This window comes from Curtobacterium sp. ISL-83 (genome assembly GCF_018613895.1).
Taxonomy (GTDB): domain Bacteria; phylum Actinomycetota; class Actinomycetes; order Actinomycetales; family Microbacteriaceae; genus Curtobacterium.
This window is the reverse complement of sequence record NZ_JAGGPH010000007.1, coordinates 195,650-215,693: the sequence shown is the minus strand read 5'-3', so window position 1 is coordinate 215,693 and position 20,044 is coordinate 195,650. Positions and strand designations below refer to the sequence as shown.

Annotated in this window: 13 protein-coding genes; 12 read left to right on the top strand and 1 reads right to left on the bottom strand. The window is 66.9% G+C overall.

Going from position 1 to position 20,044, the window contains the following annotated elements:
* The first annotated feature begins 288 nt into the window (after positions 1 to 288).
* From rpoB to J7E22_RS05475, 3 genes are all read left to right on the top strand, one after another.
* On the top strand, positions 289 to 3,777 hold the full coding sequence (rpoB, locus tag J7E22_RS05485; protein WP_214979685.1) for a DNA-directed RNA polymerase subunit beta: 3,489 nt from the start codon (positions 289 to 291) through the stop codon (positions 3,775 to 3,777).
* Between the two features lie 47 nt (positions 3,778 to 3,824).
* A complete protein-coding gene (gene rpoC, locus J7E22_RS05480; protein ID WP_214979683.1) occupies positions 3,825 to 7,706 on the top strand; it encodes a DNA-directed RNA polymerase subunit beta' in 3,882 nt (1,293 codons plus the stop codon).
* A gap of 267 nt (positions 7,707 to 7,973) precedes the next feature.
* Positions 7,974 to 8,228 (top strand): hypothetical protein, encoded by a 255-nt coding sequence (locus tag J7E22_RS05475; protein ID WP_214979681.1) that lies wholly within the window; start codon positions 7,974 to 7,976, stop codon positions 8,226 to 8,228.
* Between the two features lie 33 nt (positions 8,229 to 8,261).
* Here J7E22_RS05475 and J7E22_RS05470 read toward each other — a convergent pair whose 3' ends face one another.
* Positions 8,262 to 8,627 carry a VOC family protein gene (locus tag J7E22_RS05470; RefSeq protein ID WP_214979679.1) on the bottom strand — a complete coding sequence of 122 codons (366 nt, stop codon included), beginning with the start codon at positions 8,625 to 8,627 and terminating at the stop codon, positions 8,262 to 8,264.
* Positions 8,628 to 8,716: 89 nt separating this feature from the next.
* Here J7E22_RS05470 and J7E22_RS05465 point away from each other — a divergent pair, with 89 nt between their 5' ends.
* The 9 genes from J7E22_RS05465 (at position 8,717) to J7E22_RS05425 (ending at position 20,003) form a co-directional block, all read left to right on the top strand.
* Entirely contained in the window at positions 8,717 to 9,739 is a 1,023-nt protein-coding gene (locus J7E22_RS05465; protein ID WP_214979677.1) for a GNAT family N-acetyltransferase, read from the top strand.
* 181 nt (positions 9,740 to 9,920) lie between these two features.
* Entirely contained in the window at positions 9,921 to 11,591 is a 1,671-nt protein-coding gene (locus tag J7E22_RS05460; protein WP_214979675.1) for a GspE/PulE family protein, read from the top strand.
* A 19-nt stretch (positions 11,592 to 11,610) separates the two neighbouring features.
* Entirely contained in the window at positions 11,611 to 13,284 is a 1,674-nt protein-coding gene (locus tag J7E22_RS05455; protein ID WP_214979673.1) for a type IV pilus twitching motility protein PilT, read from the top strand.
* Entirely contained in the window at positions 13,284 to 14,507 is a 1,224-nt protein-coding gene (locus J7E22_RS05450) for a type II secretion system F family protein (RefSeq protein ID WP_214979670.1), read from the top strand. The genes J7E22_RS05455 and J7E22_RS05450 overlap by 1 nt, the downstream gene beginning before the upstream one ends.
* Positions 14,508 to 14,699: 192 nt before the next feature.
* Positions 14,700 to 15,164 (top strand): type II secretion system protein, encoded by a 465-nt coding sequence (locus tag J7E22_RS17865; protein ID WP_285439842.1) that lies wholly within the window; start codon positions 14,700 to 14,702, stop codon positions 15,162 to 15,164.
* A gap of 81 nt (positions 15,165 to 15,245) precedes the next feature.
* Positions 15,246 to 16,619 (top strand): prepilin-type N-terminal cleavage/methylation domain-containing protein, encoded by a 1,374-nt coding sequence (locus J7E22_RS05440; RefSeq protein WP_214979668.1) that lies wholly within the window; start codon positions 15,246 to 15,248, stop codon positions 16,617 to 16,619.
* Positions 16,616 to 17,323 carry a prepilin-type N-terminal cleavage/methylation domain-containing protein gene (locus J7E22_RS05435; protein WP_214979666.1) on the top strand — a complete coding sequence of 236 codons (708 nt, stop codon included), beginning with the start codon at positions 16,616 to 16,618 and terminating at the stop codon, positions 17,321 to 17,323. The genes J7E22_RS05440 and J7E22_RS05435 overlap by 4 nt, the downstream gene beginning before the upstream one ends.
* A gap of 47 nt (positions 17,324 to 17,370) precedes the next feature.
* On the top strand, positions 17,371 to 19,164 hold the full coding sequence (locus J7E22_RS05430) for a hypothetical protein (protein ID WP_214979664.1): 1,794 nt from the start codon (positions 17,371 to 17,373) through the stop codon (positions 19,162 to 19,164).
* Positions 19,165 to 19,175: 11 nt separating this feature from the next.
* On the top strand, positions 19,176 to 20,003 hold the full coding sequence (locus J7E22_RS05425; protein ID WP_214980632.1) for an A24 family peptidase: 828 nt from the start codon (positions 19,176 to 19,178) through the stop codon (positions 20,001 to 20,003).
* Positions 20,004 to 20,044 lie beyond the last annotated feature (41 nt).

Below are 20,044 nucleotides of genomic sequence, written 5' to 3'. Positions count from 1 at the left end.
ACGCGCCGGAGCGACTTATGATGACAGTTCGCGCTCCCTGGCATCCGTGTCGTCATATTGCGGTCGACACAACGTTCTTCAGAACGTGCCCCGGTGCAGCCGGTCCCGTATATGGCGGCAGGACCCGCTCACCCAGATCATGCCACGTGTCCGGTCACGGTGTTGCCGTGCCCGATCGTGTGTCGAGATCACGGGGCTCTCTTCTCGGGGTTCGCCGAGCGATCAATCCACTCACCTACGTGCTGCTCGTCAGTACCGGCCCGACGGGGCCTACCGGAGGTCACACCCTTGGCTGCTGCGCCCAACGCATCCACCAACCCCAAGAACGGTCGCAACCACTCGCGACTCTCGTTCGCCAAGATCACGGACACCCTCACGGTTCCCGATCTGCTCGCACTCCAGACGGAGAGCTTCGACTGGCTCGTCGGCAACGACGCCTGGAAGGCCCGCCTCGCCGAAGGGCAGGAGCAGGGTCGCACCGACCTCGCACTGCACTCCGGGCTCGAGGAGATCTTCGAGGAGATCTCCCCGATCGAGGACCTCGGCGAGACGATGCAGCTCGGCTTCACGTCGCCCGAGCTCGAGGACCCGAAGTACTCGATCGACGAGTGCAAGGAGCGTGGCAAGACCTACGCTGCCCCGCTCTACGTCAACGCCGAGTTCATGAACCACATGACCGGCGAGATCAAGACGCAGACCGTCTTCATGGGCGACTTCCCGCTCATGACCGAGCGCGGCACGTTCATCATCAACGGCACCGAGCGTGTCGTCGTCTCGCAGCTCGTCCGCTCGCCGGGCGTGTACTTCGAGCGGCAGCAGGAGAAGACGTCCGACAAGGACATCTACTCCGCTCGCGTGATCCCGTCGCGTGGTGCCTGGCTCGAGTTCGAGATCGACAAGCGCGACCAGGTGGGCGTGCGCATCGACCGCAAGCGCAAGCAGTCGGTCACGGTCTTCCTCAAGGCCCTCGGCCTGACGAGCGAAGAGATCATGGAGGAGTTCCAGGGCTTCGCCTCGATCGAGTCGACCCTCGAGAAGGACGCCATCCTCACCAAGGAAGAGGCGCTCAAGGACATCTACCGCAAACTGCGCCCGGGCGAGCAGGTCGCCGCCGAGGCCGCGCGTGCGCTGCTCGACAACTTCTACTTCAACCCGAAGCGCTACGACCTGGCGAAGGTGGGCCGCTACAAGGTCAACCGCAAGCTCGGCATCGACGCGCCGCTCAGCGACTCGGTGCTGACCGTCCAGGACATCGTCGCGACGATCAAGTACCTGGTGTCGCTGCACGCCGAGCGCACCACGATCGACGGCATCCGTGACGGCGAGCCCGTGCAGCTCCGCCTCGACGTGGACGACATCGACCACTTCGGCAACCGTCGCATCCGCGCGGTGGGCGAGCTCATCCAGAACCAGGTCCGCACTGGTCTGTCCCGCATGGAGCGCGTCGTCCGCGAGCGCATGACCACGCAGGACATCGAGGCCATCACGCCGCAGACCCTGATCAACGTGCGTCCCGTCGTCGCCGCGATCAAGGAGTTCTTCGGGACCAGCCAGCTGTCGCAGTTCATGGACCAGAACAACCCGCTCGCGGGCCTGACGCACAAGCGGCGTCTGTCGGCCCTCGGCCCGGGTGGTCTGTCCCGTGAGCGTGCCGGCGTCGAGGTCCGTGACGTCCACCCGTCGCACTACGGCCGCATGTGCCCGATCGAGACCCCGGAAGGCCCGAACATCGGCCTGATCGGCTCGCTCGCGTCCTTCGGTCGGATCAACTCGTTCGGGTTCATCGAGACCCCCTACCGTCGCGTCGTCAACGGTGAGGTCACGAAGACCATCGACTACCTGACCGCTTCGGAAGAGGACGAGTTCGTCGTCGCGCAGGCCAACGCCCCGCTGACGAGCGACTTCCACTTCGCCGACGACAAGGTGCTCGTCCGCAAGAAGGGCGGCGAGGTCGAACTCGTCGCCAAGGACGAGGTCGACTACATGGACGTCTCGCCGCGCCAGATGGTGTCGGTCGCGACCTCGCTCATCCCGTTCCTCGAGCACGACGACGCGAACCGCGCCCTCATGGGTGCGAACATGCAGCGCCAGGCCGTGCCGCTCCTGCGCTCCGAGTCGCCGCTCGTCGGCACCGGCATGGAGGGCTACACCGCCATCGACGCCGGCGACGTGCTCATCGCCGACAAGGCCGGTGTCGTCTCCGAGGTCTCGGCCGACGCCGTGACCCTGCAGCTCGACGAGGGTGGCACGCAGACCTTCTACCTGCGCAAGTTCGACCGCTCCAACCAGGGCACGAGCTACAACCACCGCGTGGTCGTCTCGGCCGGCGAGCGTGTGGAGCAGGGCGAGGTCATCGCCGACGGCCCCGCGACGGAGAACGGCGAGCTCGCGCTCGGCAAGAACCTCCTCGTCGCGTTCATGCCGTGGGAGGGCTACAACTACGAGGACGCGATGATCCTGTCGCAGAACCTCGTGAAGGACGACACGCTCTCCTCGATCCACATCGAGGAGTACGAGGTCGACGCCCGCGACACCAAGCTCGGCAAGGAAGAGATCACCCGCGACCTCCCGAACGTCAGCCCGGACCTCCTGGCCGACCTCGACGAGCGCGGCATCATCCGGATCGGTGCCGAGGTCCGCCCCGGCGACATCCTGGTCGGCAAGGTCACGCCGAAGGGCGAGACCGAGCTCTCCGCTGAAGAGCGCCTCCTCCGTGCGATCTTCAACGAGAAGTCGCGTGAGGTGCGCGACACCTCGCTGAAGGTGCCCCACGGTGAAGAGGGCACGATCATCGGCGTCAAGGTGTTCGACTCGCAGGACGGCGACGACGAACTGGGCTCTGGTGTCAACCAGCGCGTGGTCGTCTACATCGCCCAGAAGCGCAAGATCACCGCGGGCGACAAGCTCGCCGGTCGTCACGGCAACAAGGGCGTCATCTCGACGATCCTGCCGGTCGAGGACATGCCGTTCCTCGCGGACGGCACGCCGGTCGACATCGTGCTCAACCCGCTCGGCGTCCCCGGACGCATGAACTTCGGTCAGGTCCTCGAGATCCACCTCGGGTGGCTCGCGAAGCAGGGCTGGCAGGTCGAGGGCATCCAGGAGTGGGCCGAGCACCTCCCCGAGGCCGCGCACAGCGCAGCGCCGGGCACCAAGGTCGCGACCCCGGTGTTCGACGGTGCGTACGAGCGTGAGATCGAGGGCCTCCTCGACTCGACCCTCCCGAACCGCGACGGCGAGCGTCTGATCGGTTCGTCCGGCAAGGCGCAGCTCTTCGACGGCCGCTCCGGCGAGCCGTTCCCGGAGCCCGTGTCGGTCGGCTACATGTACATCCTCAAGCTGCACCACCTGGTCGACGACAAGATCCACGCGCGTTCGACCGGGCCGTACTCGATGATCACGCAGCAGCCGCTGGGTGGGAAGGCGCAGTTCGGTGGACAGCGCTTCGGTGAGATGGAGGTGTGGGCGCTCGAGGCGTACGGCGCCGCGTACGCCCTCCAGGAGCTCCTGACGATCAAGTCCGACGACATCCTCGGCCGCGTGAAGGTCTACGAGGCGATCGTCAAGGGCGAGAACATCCAGGAGCCCGGTATCCCGGAGTCGTTCAAGGTCCTCATGAAGGAGATGCAGTCGCTCTGCCTGAACGTCGAGGTCCTCTCGGCGGACGGCCAGGCGGTCAGCCTCCGCGACACGGACGACGAGGTCTTCCGTGCCGCTGAAGAGCTCGGCATCAACATCTCCTCGCGGTTCGAGTCGTCCTCCGTCGACGACATCTGATCCCCGCCAGCCCGAACACGTTTCGAATTCAGCAAGAGAGAAGAACATTGCTCGAAGCAACTTCATTTGACGCACTGCGGATCGGCCTCGCCACGGCCGATGACATCCGCCAGTGGTCGTACGGCGAGGTCAAGAAGCCGGAGACCATCAACTACCGCACCCTGAAGCCCGAGAAGGACGGTCTGTTCGGCGAGCAGATCTTCGGGCCGTCCCGCGACTGGGAGTGCGCCTGCGGCAAGTACAAGCGAGTCCGGTTCAAGGGCATCGTCTGCGAGCGCTGCGGCGTCGAGGTCACCAAGTCCTCGGTCCGTCGTGAGCGCATGGGCCACATCGAGCTCGCCGCCCCCGTCACGCACATCTGGTACTTCAAGGGCGTTCCGTCGCGCTTGGGCTACCTGCTGGACATGGCGCCGAAGGACCTCGAGAAGGTCATCTACTTCGCCGCGTACATGATCATCAGCATCGACGAGGACGGCCGTCACGCGGACATGCCGGGTCTCGAGAACGAGATGCGCCTCGAGATCAAGAACCTCGAGGGTCAGCGCGACTCGATCATCGCCGACCGCCTCAAGAAGCTCGAGGACGACCTCGCAGCGCTGGAGGAAGAGGGCGCCAAGGCCGACGTCAAGCGCCGTACCAAGGACACCGCCGAGAAGGAGATGTCCCAGGTCCGCAAGTCGTTCGACGAGGACATCACCCGTCTCGAGCGTGTGTGGGAGGACTTCCGCAACCTCAAGGTGGGCGACCTCAAGCCCGAGGACGCCGTCTTCCACGAGCTCCAGGACCGCTTCGGGATCTACTTCGAGGCCTACATGGGCGCCGAGGCGATCAAGCTGCGGCTCGAGGCGTTCGACCTGACCGCCGAGGCCGAGGCCCTGCGTCTGCAGATCTCCGAGGGCAAGGGTCAGAAGAAGATCCGCGCGATCAAGCGCCTGCGCGTCGTCAGCTCCTTCCTCGCCACCGGCAACTCGCCGGCCGCGATGGTGCTCGGCGTCGTGCCGGTCATCCCGCCGGAGCTGCGCCCGATGGTGCAGCTCGACGGTGGCCGCTTCGCCACGTCGGACCTCAACGACCTCTACCGTCGTGTGATCAACCGCAACAACCGTCTCCGCCGCCTGCTCGACCTCGGTGCTCCCGAGATCATCGTGAACAACGAGAAGCGCATGCTGCAGGAAGCCGTTGACGCGCTGTTCGACAACGGTCGTCGTGGACGTCCCGTCACGGGTACCGGCAACCGCGCCCTCAAGTCCCTGAGCGACATGCTCAAGGGCAAGCAGGGTCGTTTCCGCCAGAACCTGCTCGGCAAGCGCGTCGACTACTCGGGCCGTTCGGTCATCATCGTCGGCCCGCAGCTGAAGCTGCACCAGTGTGGTCTGCCCAAGCAGATGGCGCTGGAGCTCTTCAAGCCGTTCGTGATCAAGCGCCTGATCGACCTGTCGCACGCGCAGAACATCAAGTCGGCCAAGCGCATGGTCGAGCGTTCGCGCCCGCAGGTGTGGGACGTGCTCGAGGAGATCATCCGCGAGCGCCCCGTGCTCCTGAACCGTGCGCCGACGCTGCACCGTCTGGGCATCCAGGCGTTCGAGCCGCAGCTCGTCGAGGGCAAGGCCATCCAGCTCCACCCGCTCGTGTGTGCCGCGTTCAACGCGGACTTCGACGGTGACCAGATGGCGGTGCACCTGCCGCTGTCGGTCGAGGCCCAGGCCGAGGCCCGCATCCTGATGCTCGCCTCGAACAACATCCTCAAGCCGTCGGACGGCCGTCCGGTGACCCTGCCCGCACAGGACATGATCATCGGTCTGCACCACTTGACGACCGTCCGTGAGGGCGCCGTCGGTGAAGGCCGCGCGTTCTCCTCGGTCGCCGAGGCGATCCTGGCCAACGACCAGCACACGCTGCACCTCAACGCGCTCGCGAAGATCCGCATGAAGGACGTCTACTTCGCCGAGGGTGAAGCACCCGAGGGCTACGAGCAGGGCGACACCGTCCTGGTCGAGACGACCCTGGGCCGTGCGCTCTTCAACGAGACCCTCCCGGCGAACTACCCGTTCGTCCAGAAGGTCACCGACAAGGGCGTGCTCTCCGCGATCGTCAACGACCTCGCGGAGCGCTACTCCAAGACCGAGACGGCCGCTGCGCTGGACCGGATCAAGGACGCCGGCTTCTACTGGGGCACCCGCTCCGGTGTGACCGTCGCCCTGTCGGACGTCGTGACGCCTCCTCGCAAGAAGGAGATCATCGCGGGCTACGAGATCCAGGCCGCCAAGGTGCAGGGCGAGTTCGACAAGGGTCTGATCACCGACTCCGAGCGTCGCGCCGACCTGATCAAGATCTGGACCGAGGCCACGAACGAGATCGCGCAGGAGATGCGCGACAACTTCCCGAAGGACAACACCATCAACCGCATGGTGTCCTCCGGTGCTCGTGGTAACTGGCTCCAGGTCCGGAACATCGCCGGTATGCGTGGTCTGGTGAACAACCCGAAGGGCGAGATCATCGCCCGCCCGATCATCAACTCGTACCGCGAGGGCCTGACCGTAGCGGAGTACTTCATCGCCACGCACGGTGCTCGCAAGGGTCTTGCCGACACCGCGCTCCGGACCGCGGACTCCGGGTACCTCACCCGTCGTCTCGTGGACGTCTCGCAGGACGTCATCATCCGCGAGGACGACTGCGGCACGACCCGTGGCCTCGAGCTGCCGATCGCGACCGTGGGTGCCGACGGCACGCTCGTCCGCGACCCGCGCGTCGAGAACACCGTGTACTCGCGAACCCTCGCGACGCCCGCGGTGGACGCCTCGGGCAACCAGGTGGCCGACGCCGGCTCCGACGTCGGTGACGTCCTGCTGGACCAGCTGCTCGCGGCCGGTGTCGAGAGCATCAAGGTGCGCTCGGTCCTGACCTGCGAGTCGGCCGTCGGTGTCTGCGCGCAGTGCTACGGCCGGTCGCTCGCCACGGGCAACCTCGTCGACATCGGCGAGGCGGTCGGCATCATCGCCGCCCAGTCCATCGGTGAGCCCGGTACCCAGCTGACGATGCGTACCTTCCACACGGGTGGTTCGGCCTCGGCCGACGACATCACCCAGGGTCTGCCGCGTGTCACCGAGCTGTTCGAGGCGCGGACCCCGAAGGGCGCGTCCCCGATCGCCGAGGCCCCCGGCCGCGCCACGATCGAGGACACGGACAAGGGCCGTCGGATCATCCTCACGCCGGACAACGGCGACGAGCCGTTCATCTACCCGGTGCTCAAGCGTGCGACCCTCCTCATCGAGGACGGGCAGCACGTCGAGCTCGGCGAGCAGTTCATCGCCGGCACCGTCGACCCGAAGGAAGTCCTTCGCGTCAAGGGTGTCCGTGAGGTCCAGAAGCACCTGGTCAACGGTGTGCAGGACGTGTACGGCTCGCAGGGTGTGCCGATCCACGACAAGCACATCGAGGTCATCGTCCGCCAGATGCTCCGCAAGGTGACGGTCGTCGACCACGCCGACACGGACCTCCTCCCGGGTGAGCTCGTCGACCGTTCGCGGTACAACGAGATCAACCGTGCGGCGCTGCAGGAGGGTCGCAAGACCGCCTCGGCCCGCCAGGAGGTCATGGGCATCACCAAGGCGTCCCTCGCGACCGAGTCGTGGCTGTCCGCCGCGTCCTTCCAGGAGACCACCCGCGTCCTGACGCAGGCGGCCATGGAGGGCAAGGAGGACCACCTCGTCGGCCTCAAGGAGAACGTCATCATCGGAAAGCTCATCCCTGCCGGGACGGGCCTCAGCCGGTACCGCGACGTGGACGTGAACGCGACGGAAGAAGCGAAGGCAGAGCGGTACCCCAACCGCATCTTCGCGGACGACTCGTCGTTCTCGGACGCCGACCTGAGCTTCGTCGACTTCGACAGCTTCTCGTCGGACGACTTCACGCCGGGCACGTACAACTGAGCCTGATCTGACGTGAACGGCCCCCGCATCCTCGGATGCGGGGGCCGTTCACGTTTGTGGCTGCGCCCTCGGTCTGGAGGAGCGGTGCGGCGCCGCCACGCGCCTCCAGTCGGTCATCGCCATAACCAGAACCGTCCGTCCGTACCTGATATGTTGGTGCGCCGGTGATGGCGCCCAGGTCCAGACCTGGAGCGGAGCCAGAAGACCGCGCCGCCGTGCGAGGAGGCGGCGTCGAGTTCTCCTCCTCACCTCGCCGAGGAATGGACCATGGACGGAACGAGCGCCAGGCGGCGCAAGCGGAGCGCAGACGTGATCGCGGTGATCGCGGTGGTGGTGTCGCTCTGGGCACCGATCGCGGTGGTGCTCGAGACCCCACTCGCCGTCGCGGCGGGCGCCGCTGGTGTGACACTCAGTACGTTTGCGGGAATCATCGACCGCGAGAACGCGCGCGCGCCCGCTGCCTTCCTCGTCGTGCTCGGGATCATCGCCACCGCACTGGCGCTGCACTGGGCGAGCACCTGACAGCCGAGCGCCCCCCGGGCACCGCGTGGTGCGTCAGGCGGTGCGGCCCTTCTCGTCGACGAGTGAGTACAGGCTGAGGACGTTGCCGTCGGGGTCGCGGACGTCGAACCAGTTCGTGGCGCCGTCGACGCACTCGACCGGCCCGATGTCGATGCCGAGCGCACCGATCCGTGCGTGCTGGGCGCGGACGTCATCGACGCCGAACCGGACGCTCACCGGGTTCTCCTCGGCGTGCTCGTCCTCGTACAGCTGGATCCAGATGCCGCCGACCTCGTACTCGGCGACGCCCTCCTCCGGTTCGAGGTCCGGCTCGGTGCGCTCGAAGACCGCGCCGTACCAGAGGCAGGACGCCTCGATGTCGGTGACGGGCAACCCCACGGTCACGCTCGTGATGTCCATGCCTCATCATGTCCCGCGCGCGCCCGTCCGTCGAGGGGTTTCCGGCTGCTCTGCCAGGGGGTTTCCGGCTGCTCTGGCAGGGTGGACGGATGGCGACGCTGCGCGAACGGATCACGGCCCCGACACACCTCGACCTGCCGGAGGCGATCGGCGGCGTGACGTTCCGCGCAGGCTCGACGGAGGACCTCGTGGCGGTCCACGGGGTCGCGATCGAGGCCGCGGCGCTCGACGATCCCGGCGCGCATCCCTCCACAGCGGACTTCGAGCGGACGTTGTCCACCGAAGGGCTCGACGTCGCCCGGGACACCATCGTCGCCGTCGATGCTGATGGGCATGTGCAGGCGTACGGCATCGTCATCGGCGTTCCCTCCCCGGTCACCGCGGCCCGGATCGTGCTCGACGGCGCGGTCCGGCCCGACCACCGCGGGGCGGGCATCGGGCGGCGGGTGTTCGGGTGGCAGGTCGAGCGCGGGCGCCAACGGCTCGCAGCAGTCGATCTCGACCTCCCGGCAACGATCGAGGTGGGTGCCCGACAGGGGTCCCCTGCCCTCGGGCTCGCCGCGCGCTTCGGCTTCGCCCCGACACGGCACTGGCTCGACATGCAGGTCGTGTTCGACGACCAGCACCCGGTCGCCGTGCCCGCCGTTCCCGAGGGGCTCGTCGTCCGTCCGGCGACGACGGACGACATCGAGCCCCTCCGGCTCGCCAAGAACGACGCCTTCCGCGACCACTGGGGGTCGCAGCCGATGGTGGCGTCGGACTGGCGGGGGTTCCTCACCGCGGAGAAGTGCCGGTTGGACCTCTCACGGGTCGTGCTCGATGCCGACGGCGCCGTCCTGGCGTTCGCCATCGTCGAGGTCGATCCAGCTGCCTTCGCTGCTCGTGGCCGCAGCTTCGGGTACGTGCACTGGGTCGGGGTCGTCCGGTCCGCTCGTGGCCGTGGTCTCGCGCCCGTCGTGCTCGACAGCGCGCTGCAGGCGATGCGCGACGATGGGCTGTCCGCCGCCGCGCTGGACGTCGACGCCGAGAACCCGAGCGGTGCCGGCCGGATCTACGAGCGGCTGGGGTTCGTCGCCGGATCGGTGCACGTCACCGCGTCGACTGCCCTCTGAACCGGGGGACCACGCCGCCCGGCAACCGCGTCCCCCTGCACTGGGGGCAGGGAAACCCCGTCGCCCCCTCGTTGTGGGACTGCGGCTGCGGTTGGACGCAGACATACCTTGGACGGGCGTCGAACCCCTGCGACGCCGTCATCGACGACCCACGCGCGATCACTTGGAGGCTCCGGGGCACATGGCCACGCTGTCCGAGATCCTCATCCTCAACGGAGCCCTGCCGATCGAGCACCTCGACTCGATGACCGGCGACGAAGAGATGGACGACCGGTCCATCCGATCGCTCGTCGACCAGGGGTTGGTGAGCGAAGCGCAGTACATCACCGCGCGCGCCGCCTCCCACAACTCGAAGACCGTCCCCCTCACCGACTACCCGGTCGACGGCACCGCGGTGTCCATGCTGCCGGCCGCGCTCTGTCGTCGGCACGGCGTGCTGGGCATCGGGTTCGAGGGTGAGGTCCTCGTCCTCGCCATGGTGAACCCCACGAACGTCCTCGCGATCGACGACGCCCGGGCCGCCTCGGGGCGTCCGATCAAGCCCCTCCAGGTCGACGAACGCGACCTCGTCGCAGCGCTCGACCGGTACCTGCGCGCGGACGACGAGCTCAACGACCTCACGAGCTCCCTCGAGGAAGAGGCATCGGCACAGTCGAAGCAGCAGGTCGACCTGACCGAGGGTTCCCTCGACGACGTGCCGATCGTCCGGTTCGTCAACCTGCTCGTCTCGCAGGCGATCCAGGACCACGCGTCGGACATCCACATCGAGCCGGGTGAGCACGAGGTCCGGGTCCGCTACCGCATCGACGGCGTGCTCCACGAGATGGCGCCGGCGCCCAAGAACATCCAGAACGGCGTCATCAGCCGCCTGAAGATCATGAGCGACATCGACATCGCCGAACGACGGAAGCCGCAGGACGGCCGCATGTCGGTCCGCCACGGTGGGCGGCAGATCGACCTCCGTGTCGCGACCCTGCCCACGGTCTGGGGCGAGAAGGTCGTCATGCGGATCCTCGACAACACGAACACGTCGATGTCCCTGAAGGACCTCAACCTGCTCGAGCAGAACTTCCGGAAGTACCAGAAGTCCTACTCGAAGCCCTACGGGATGATCCTGGTCACGGGCCCGACCGGTTCGGGCAAGTCGACGACCCTGTACACGACGCTGAACGCGGTCGCGAAGCCCGAGATCAACGTCATCACGGTCGAGGACCCGGTCGAGTACCGGATGGCCGGGATCAACCAGGTGCAGGTGAACCCGAAGGCGGGTCTGACGTTCGCGTCGGCCCTCCGGTCGATCCTGCGGTCCGACCCCGACGTCGTGCTCCTCGGTGAGATCCGTGACCACGAGACCGCGCAGATCGCGATCGAGGCATCGCTCACCGGGCACCTCGTGCTCTCCACGCTGCACACCAACGACGCCCCTTCGGCGATCACGCGGCTGACCGAGATGGACATCGAGCCGTTCCTGGTCGGGTCCGCGCTCGACTCCGTCGTCGCCCAGCGCCTGGCGCGCCGGCTCTGCGACCGCTGCAAGGCGCCCGCGGTGTACGAGACCGAGCAGCTGCAGGCCCTCGGGTTCCTGACCGAGGCCGACACCTCCGTGCCGGACTTCTTCGCACCCATCGGTTGCGCCGTCTGCTCGCACACGGGCTACCGCGGCCGGATCGCCCTGCACGAGGTGATGATCGTCACCGAGGAGATCGAGCGGCTCGCAGTCGGCCGGGCCTCGAGTGCCGAGATCAGCCGCGTCGCCCAGGACCAAGGCATGCTCACCCTCCGTCAGGACGGGTGGGAGAAGGTCAAGCTCGGCATGACGAGCGTCGACGAGATCCTGCGCGTGGTTGCGTAGCGGACGGGGAGCAGACACCATGGACGAATCCGTCTACGACCTCTCGCCCGGCGGGGACGACCCGGCGGCCGACAGCTGGCACCCGGGCCGACCCGGGACCGAGATCGGCAGCCGTCGCGCCGCGCGCCTCGCAGCCGCAGCAGCGGAGCAGTCCGGCGTGGCCGTGACCGCCCCGGCCGTGCCCGTGCCCGTGTACGACCTGTCGACGGACCTGTTGGCCGACCCGTCCGGCTGGTCGACCCCGGTCGCCCCAGCCGAGCCGGACGGGACCGTCCAGGCCCCCACCGGTGCGTCGGGCTGGCCTGCCCCCGGGGGACACCCCGTCGCGGTCCCGGTGGCGCAGCCGTACGCCGACCCGGCAGCACCGAGCGCCGTCGTCCCGCCGGCGACCGCCTCCTACGGGTACGCCGACGCGCCGACCCACCACCTGCCGGTGGTGCCCGCGGAACCGACCACGATCCTCCCGTCCGGCTCGACCCCGGCGCGCACCGCGACCGTCACCGACGGCTCGCCGGAGATCGGCTTCACGCGCCACGCGCGTGAAGACGCGGACCCCGACCTCATCACCGCCTTGGCGCAGGTGGTCTACCAGGGCGCGTCCGACCTGCACGTGACCGCCGACGCACCGCCGACGGTGCGCGTCGACGGTGCGTTGCGACCCGCCGTGCCGGGAGGCCCGTGGGCACGTCACAAGGTCGTCGCGGCGCTCAGGACACTCCTGACCGAGGAGCAGCTCGCGCAGTTCGACCGCGATCAGGAACTCGACTTCGCGTACTCGCTGTCCGCGGACTACCGCTTCCGCGTGAACTTCTACCAGCAGCGCGGCAACTGGGGTGCTGCCTTCCGCATCATCCCGACCAAGATCAAGACCCTCAAGCAGCTCGGGATCCCCGCCCACGTCGCGGAGTTCGCGAAGCTCCCGCGCGGGCTCGTGCTCATCACGGGGCCGACGGGGTCCGGCAAGTCCACCACCCTCGCGGCGCTCATCGACCTGGTGAACGAGACCCGTGCCGACCACATCGTGACGGTCGAGGACCCGATCGAGTTCATGCACGAGCACAAGAAGGCGCTCATCAACCAGCGCGAGGTCGGTGCGGACACGCACTCGTTCGCCTCCGCGCTGAAGCACGTCCTGCGCCAGGACCCGGACGTCATCCTGATCGGCGAGCTCCGCGACCTCGAGACCATCTCGGTCGCGCTGACCGCAGCCGAGACCGGCCACCTGGTGTTCGCGACCCTGCACACGCAGAGCGCCCCGGGCACCATCGACCGCGTCATCGACGTGTTCCCGCCGCACCAGCAGGGCCAGATCCGGACGCAGCTGGCCGCCACGCTCGAAGGCGTGGTCTGCCAGACGCTCGTGCCGAAGGCCAACGGCGCCGGCCGCGTCGTGTCGACCGAGATCATGAAGACCACGCCGGCGATCGCCAACCTCGTTCGCGAGGGCAAGACCTACCAGATCACCTCCGCCATGCAGGCGGGCCGTGACATGGGCATGCACACCATGGACCAGGACCTCGCCGAGCTGGTGAACGTCGGCACCATCACGCGCGTGGCGGCGATGGAGAAGGTGCACGACCTCGACGGCTTCGACCGGCTGGTGCAGCGTGTCGAATCCCCCTCCGACTCGTCCGCCGCGGCCATCGCCGCGTCCGAGATCGACTTCGGTGACAAGTACTCAGGAGGCCACTGATGTCGCTCGCTTACGACTACCGAGGGCGCGATGGCGCGGGCAAGCTCGTGAAGGGGCGGCTCGACGCGTCGTCCGAGGGTGCGGTCGTGCAGCGATTGCGGGGCATGGGCGTCTCGCCGATCGCGATCACCGAGGCGAAGGCCGGCACCGGGCTGCAGACCGAGATCAAGATCCCCGGGTTCGAGAAGGGCGTCGGCCTGAAGGACCTGGCGATCATGTCCCGGCAGGCGTCCACGATGCTGTCGTCGGGGCTCTCGCTGCTCCGTGCGCTGTCGATCCTGGCGGACCAGACGGACAACAAGAAGCTCAAGGAGATCATCAGCAAGGTCCGCGATGACGTCGAACGCGGTGTCTCGTTCTCCGACGCGGTCGCCAAGTTCCCGGTGGACTTCCCGCCGATCATGATCAACATGATCCGCGCGGGGGAGACCGGCGGGTTCCTCGATCAGGCGATGGACTCGATCGCGACGAACTTCGAGAAGGAGCACAAACTCCGCGCGACGATCAAGTCGGCGATGACGTACCCGGTCGTCGTACTGTGCATGTCCCTGATCGCGGTGGTGATCATGCTCGTCTTCATCGTCCCCATCTTCCAGGACATGTTCGCGTCGCTGGGTGGCCAGCTGCCGCTCCCGACGATGATGCTGGTCTACCTCTCGCACGCCATGATCTACGTCGGCCCGGTGCTCGCAGTGCTCGCGGTGCTCGCCTGGTTGTGGTGGCGTGCGAACAAGAACTCGGACCGGTTCCGGAGTGTCGTCGACCCCCTGAAACTACGGTTGCCCGTCTTCGGTCTGCTCAACCGGAAGATCGTGATGGCGCGTTTTGCGCGGAACCTGTCGAACATGATCGGGGCAGGAGTTCCGATTCTCGAGGCATTGCAGATCGCCGGGCAGGTCTCGAACAACATCGTGGTCGAACGTGCATTGCACCGTGTGTCCGAATCGGTTCGGAAGGGCGAATCCATCGCCGCGCCGCTCCAGCGTGAAACAGTGTTTCCGACGATGGTCTCGCAGATGATCGCCGTCGGTGAAGATGCCGGTTCGATGGAATTGATGCTCGAGCGGATCGGCGCTTTCTACGACAACGAAGTCGAAGCGTCGACCGAGGCGCTCACGTCGCTCATCGAGCCGCTCCTGATCGGGTTCCTCGGCGTGGTGGTGGGCGGAATGATCATCGCGCTCTACCTGCCGATCTTCCAGATCTCGTCGCTCATCAAGTAGCTCAGGCCGCCGATCACCCTCCGATGGGGGTGATCGGCGTTCGCGCACCCCCGGCACTGGGGGCATTTTGGTACCCCCTGACCCCCCGTTCTCGGGATTCCGCCAGGAAAAACGGCTGAATACGCTTGGGTTCGGCGGCGGAGCAGTCCCCGGCAATCACCCACACGCATTCCCGGAAGAATGGAAACGACCATGTACTTCGCTCTCATGGGCAAGCTCGACGCTCGCCGTAAGGGTCTTCTCAAGGACGAGGAAAAGGGCTTCACGCTCATCGAACTCCTCGTCGTCGTGATCATCATCGGCATCTTGGCCGCGATCGCGATCCCGGTCTACATCGGTGTGCAGAACAACGCCAAGGACTCGAGTGCGAAGTCGGACGTCACCAACTTCAAGACTGCGGTCGTTGCCATCCAGACCAACACGGGCTCGCTGCCGACTGCCGGGACCTATGGCAGCGGCACTGGCGCCACGGCGCTCCCCGCCACCCTCAAGAGCGCGGGTGCGAGCCTCAGTGGCAACACCACGCAGCTCGCGTACACGACGACGGCTGGGACGTCGACCACTGCCGGAACGTTCCAGGTCGTGGGCACCAGCTCGACGGGCGCCACCTTCTGTGCTTCAGACACGTCGGGTGTGGTCACCGGCTCCACCTGCTGATCGAAGCCGTATCGACAGGCCGTGACGTTACCGTCACGGCCTGTCGTCGACCTACTAACCGTCGCCCTGGAGAGGCTGAGCATGCTGCTACGCATCGTCGATCGCCTCCGCGCGGTCCGAGAATCTGACGAGGGGTTCTCGATCATCGAAGTGATGGTCGCGATGACCATCTTCGCGATGATCGCTGCTGGGGTCGCGGCAGGTATCGTCGCGACGCTCTACCTCACGCAGGACAATCGCTCTCGGGAAGCTGCTCTCAACCTGGCGAACCAGGCGCTCGACTCGGCACGGAGCACGAAGGACGTCTTCACGCTCGACAACGACGTGTCGACGCAGCCCGTCGGGAACCAGAACTACACGGTCACGCGGACGACGAACTGGATCAACTCCGATGGGTCCGACAACCCCTGCGGGGCGGGGACCGGAGTGCTGGCGTACAAGCGCGTGTCGATCACCGTCTCGTGGACGAGTGGAACGTCGCCGCGACAGAAGAACGTAGTGCTCGACTCGCTCATCTCACCATCGTCGGCCGTCTCGAGCGCGTCGGCGTCGACCATCGTGGTGGGAGTGCAGACAGCGTCGGGAGGGCCGAACACAGGGGTCGCGGTGACAATCGCTCCGTTGTCGGGAGGAGCGACCGGTCTGTCCAATCCGCCCGCGGCGACTGATGCGAACGGCTGCAGTTACGCGGTGGGCATCACTCCCGGCACCTACCGGGTCACCATCACGAAGGCGGGCGACGTCGACCCCTCCGGCGCCACCGCTCCGTACTACGACGTCACGACCTCGCCTGGCGGGGTGGGGAACAAGTCCTTCCAGTACGACCAAGCGGTGACGGCGACGACGGGCAGCCCGCTGAACCTCAAGGACGGCGTCTCGGTGAAGCTCCCGACGTCGCTTCCGACGACCTACCGCTACAACGACACAGTGAAGACCGTGTCGACGATGTCGACGACGCTCTTCCCCTACGCGTGGACGACGATCGCCGGCGCCTACAGCAGCACCTGCAAGAACGTCGACCCGACCGCATGGCCCACGGCCAACAACCTCGGCGTGTCGCCGAACATCTTCAACGCGACCGACGGTTCGACCCCCGGGTTCAACCCGACGACGCCGACCACGGCGACGGCCAGGGCGCCGATGGGCGTCTTCAACGTCAAGATGGGCGGTAGCGACTCCGTCCTCGTGGCAACCGTGAAGAACACGACGGCAGTGCCGAACGGTGATCCCGGTTGCGCGATGACGACCTACACCTTCACCGGGATGACCGCTGCCACGGCGACCACCATCGCTCTTCCCTTCGGGACGTGGACGCTCACTGGGACGAGCGCAGTCGGTGGGCAGCCGAGTGCTGCTGTGCCGACGATCGGTTCCAATCCGAACGTGACCAACCTCAAGGTGACCTCCGCGAGCAACGTGGTCACGCTCGACCCGCGGACGGTGCCCGCGTCATGAGCACCTGCATCCGGCGAGTCCTCCGTGCCGCTCGAGTGGACGAGCGTGGACTGACATTGGTCGAGCTGCTGGTCGCGATGGCGCTCTCGCTCATCGTCCTCACCGTAGCCGGCTCGTTTCTCGTGTCCGCGCAGAAGGCATCCCTCACAGCGAGTTCGACCAGCCAAAACACGCGTGCCGCTTCGGCAGGGATGAACGAGATGGAACGCATGCTCCGCGCAGCAACTGACAACCCGGTCCCGACCGGCGATGATTCGCAGTACGCGTTCCAATACGCGAGCGCAACCTCGGTCCGGTTCTTCGCCTACGTGAACCTCGACTCGACGCTTTCCCAGGCCGTGGAAGTCCAGCTCACGCTCGACCCGGTCGCCGACCGCGTCACCGAGACAAAGTGGAACGGAACCGCCGTCGCGGGGAATTCGTCGTACTTCGCGTTTCCCCTCGGGTCAGCGGCCGCACTCTCGGTGACGCCGAGCTCGACACGGACCCTCGTGTCCTCTGCCGTCAACGCCACGGCCTTCAGCTTCAAGGACAGCGTCGGGAACGTCCTCGGTTCGCTCACCTCGCCGGTCTCAGCAGCGAACCTCCCGAACATCCGGACCGTCGACATCGCTCTGACGGTGGGTTCGTCCACCTCGGACCCGAACGCCGTCACGCTGACGAACTCAGCCAGCCTGCCGAACATCGCGATGGGGGCGTCTTGATGATCCGTCTGCTCCGTGCAATGAGAAGGCACGACGACGAGCGGGGGATGGCGCTGGTCGCCGTGGTCGGCATCGGCACCGTCGTGATGCTCCTCGTCGCCACAATGGTTGCGGTGGCGACGTCCGGAGCTCGCGTGACCTCGACGGACCGCGCATGGAACCGTGCGATCGCAGCGGCCTACGCCGGTGTCGCGGACTACCAGTCTCGGCTGAACGCCGACAACACCTATGGCAACTACGGGGATCCTGCCGCCCCGTTCAGTCACGCTTCGCTCAGCAACTTCCCGAAAGGCCTCGGAGGGAACCCAGCGTTCAGCGACCAGGCCGGGCAGCCGTGGGTCACGGTACCCACGGGGGACGGGACGGGCAGCGATTCGTCCTTCCGGTACGCGGTCGACAACAGCAAGCTGTCATCACAGGGCGTCATCCGGCTGCAGTCGACGGGCCGTTCGGGCAACACGACGCGGACGGTCATCGCGAACGTCCGCCCCGACGGGTTCTCGAACTACCTGTACTTCACCAACTACGAGTCCGGCGACCCCACGGTCACGAACGAGACCTCGACCGGAACGACTCCCTGTACCTCGGCCTACCGGCCCGTTGCCACGGCCGCGACGTGCGACCAGATCCAGTTCGGCGGGAACGACGTGCTGGAGGGCCCTGTCCGGTCGAACGACCAGATCAAGGTGTGCGGCGCGCAGTTCAAGAGCACCGTGCAGAGCGTGTTCGGCGTCTCGAGCAGCGGGTGCACCGTTGGTCGGTACGCTTCCAACCCGACCACGTCATCGACGTTGACTCCGCCGGCGACCATCGGCAACCTCCGCGACTTCACGAGAACGGACCTTCCGTCGACCACGGGGACGGTGGAAGGCGCGGGGTGCTTGTACACGGGGCCGACCAAGATCGTGTTCAACGGAGACGGCACGATGACGGTCCGGTCTCCGATGACGATCTTCTCGCAAGTCACCGGAGCGACGCCGACGGCGGGCGCGGTGATCACCGGCGGTGACACCACAACCTCCGAGGCGAAGTGCGGCCCTGTTGCCGCGCTCCGGAGCAGTACCGGCGCGAGGGTGGCCATCCCGAAGAACAACCTGATCTTCGTCCAGAACGAGCCGGCGGCCCGACCGGGTCCGGTTCAGGACCCCAACTACTGGAAGGGCAATGCCCAGCTGAAGAGCACCGCGACCGCATGCGATGCGACGTCAGCGGCTGGTGGCCCGAACGGGGCGACGACGTTGAAGGCGAACGGGGTCGGGTACCCCTACGTCGGCAGCAGCACGGCCACATCCGAGGTCGATCCCACCGCCGGGGCAGGTGCTGCGGTCACCAACCCCTACGGGTGTGACCGCGGCGACGCGTTCGTCCAAGGGACGGTCGACAAGGCGGTCACGATCGCTGCCGAGAACTACCTCTACGTCACCGGCGACATCAAGTACCCCACGACGCGCTCGGCGTCGACCATCCTCGGTCTCATCGGCCAGCGCGCCGTTTGGGTCTGGAACCCCATCAACCCGAGCAACGGAGCGATCCTGCCGAATGACCGCGAGATCGATGCGGCGATCTTGTCGAACAGCGGGACCTTCGTCGTCCAGAACTGGACGAGGGGTTCTTCAGCTGGTCGCGGCACCCTGACGGTGAGCGGCTCGATCGCTCAGAACTTCCGTGGAGCGGTCGGGCTCGCCAGCGGGCAGGGGTACGACAAGTCCTACAAGTTCGATCCGAGCCTTTCCACGTACACCCCTCCAAAGTTCCCGCAGCCGACTGTGACGACGTACCGCGTCGCCACAGAGGTCGAGTCGAAGACGGCCTACGACGGGAACGGGGCCCCCATCACGTGACGACCTCACTCATGTCGCTGGCGGCGGTGCTCATCGGACTCGTCGCGGTGCTCGGACTCGCCATCGGCTCGTTCCTCAACGTCGTCGTGTACCGAGTGCCTGCGGGGCTCTCGGTAATCGCGCCGGCCTCTTCCTGCCCGCGGTGCGGTCGGCTGATCCAGGGTGTGGACAACATCCCGATCCTGTCGTGGTTCCTGCTCCGTCGTCGTTGCCGCAACTGCCGCGAGCCGATCTCGGCGCGCTACCCGCTCGTGGAAGCCGTGACCGCTCTCCTGTTCCTCGCCGTCGCGCTGAGGTTCGGACCGCGGCACGCGGTCTCTGGTGCCGAGCTCGCCGGTGAGATCGCCTTCCTCGTCGCGCTGCTGTACGTGATGGCGGTGAGTGTCGCGCTTGCACTCATCGACATCGATACGCACCGGCTCCCCAACCGGATCGTGCTCCCTCTGTACCCGCTCCTCCTCGTGCTCCTCGGGGTCTCGAGCGTGTTCACCGGCGACTGGGGCGCCCTCGTGCGGGGCTTGATCGGCATGGTGATCCTCGGTGGTACGTACCTCGTCCTCGCGGTGGCAGTTCCGCGGGGTATGGGACTCGGGGACGTCAAACTCGCCGGAGCGCTCGGACTGTTCCTCGCGTACCTCGGATGGGGACCCCTCACTGTGGGTGCTTTCGCAGCGTTCCTCCTCGGCGGTAGCTTCGGGATCGTCCTCCTCCTGATCCGTCGGGCCCGTCGGGGCAGTGGGATCCCGTTCGGACCGTGGATGCTCCTCGGAGCGTGGGTGGGCGCGTTCGTGGGCGACCCCGTCTGGGCTGCCTACCTCCGACTCCTCGGTCTGGTCTGATGACCCGATGCACCTCAACTGACCCGGGCCAACCCCGAAGG

Bases quoted from the DNA above. Each gene is read 5' to 3' on its own strand.
- J7E22_RS05475 (WP_214979681.1), top strand. From the start codon at position 7,974: ATGGACGGAACGAGCGCCAGGCGGCGCAAGCGGAGCGCAGACGTGATC.
- J7E22_RS05470 (WP_214979679.1), bottom strand. From the start codon at position 8,627: ATGGACATCACGAGCGTGACCGTGGGGTTGCCCGTCACCGACATCGAG.
- J7E22_RS05465 (WP_214979677.1), top strand. From the start codon at position 8,717: ATGGCGACGCTGCGCGAACGGATCACGGCCCCGACACACCTCGACCTG.
- J7E22_RS05460 (WP_214979675.1), top strand. From the start codon at position 9,921: ATGGCCACGCTGTCCGAGATCCTCATCCTCAACGGAGCCCTGCCGATC.
- J7E22_RS05455 (WP_214979673.1), top strand. From the start codon at position 11,611: ATGGACGAATCCGTCTACGACCTCTCGCCCGGCGGGGACGACCCGGCG.
- J7E22_RS05450 (WP_214979670.1), top strand. From the start codon at position 13,284: ATGTCGCTCGCTTACGACTACCGAGGGCGCGATGGCGCGGGCAAGCTC.
- J7E22_RS17865 (WP_285439842.1), top strand. From the start codon at position 14,700: ATGTACTTCGCTCTCATGGGCAAGCTCGACGCTCGCCGTAAGGGTCTT.
- J7E22_RS05440 (WP_214979668.1), top strand. From the start codon at position 15,246: ATGCTGCTACGCATCGTCGATCGCCTCCGCGCGGTCCGAGAATCTGAC.
- J7E22_RS05435 (WP_214979666.1), top strand. From the start codon at position 16,616: ATGAGCACCTGCATCCGGCGAGTCCTCCGTGCCGCTCGAGTGGACGAG.
- J7E22_RS05430 (WP_214979664.1), top strand. From the start codon at position 17,371: ATGGCGCTGGTCGCCGTGGTCGGCATCGGCACCGTCGTGATGCTCCTC.
- J7E22_RS05425 (WP_214980632.1), top strand. From the start codon at position 19,176: ATGTCGCTGGCGGCGGTGCTCATCGGACTCGTCGCGGTGCTCGGACTC.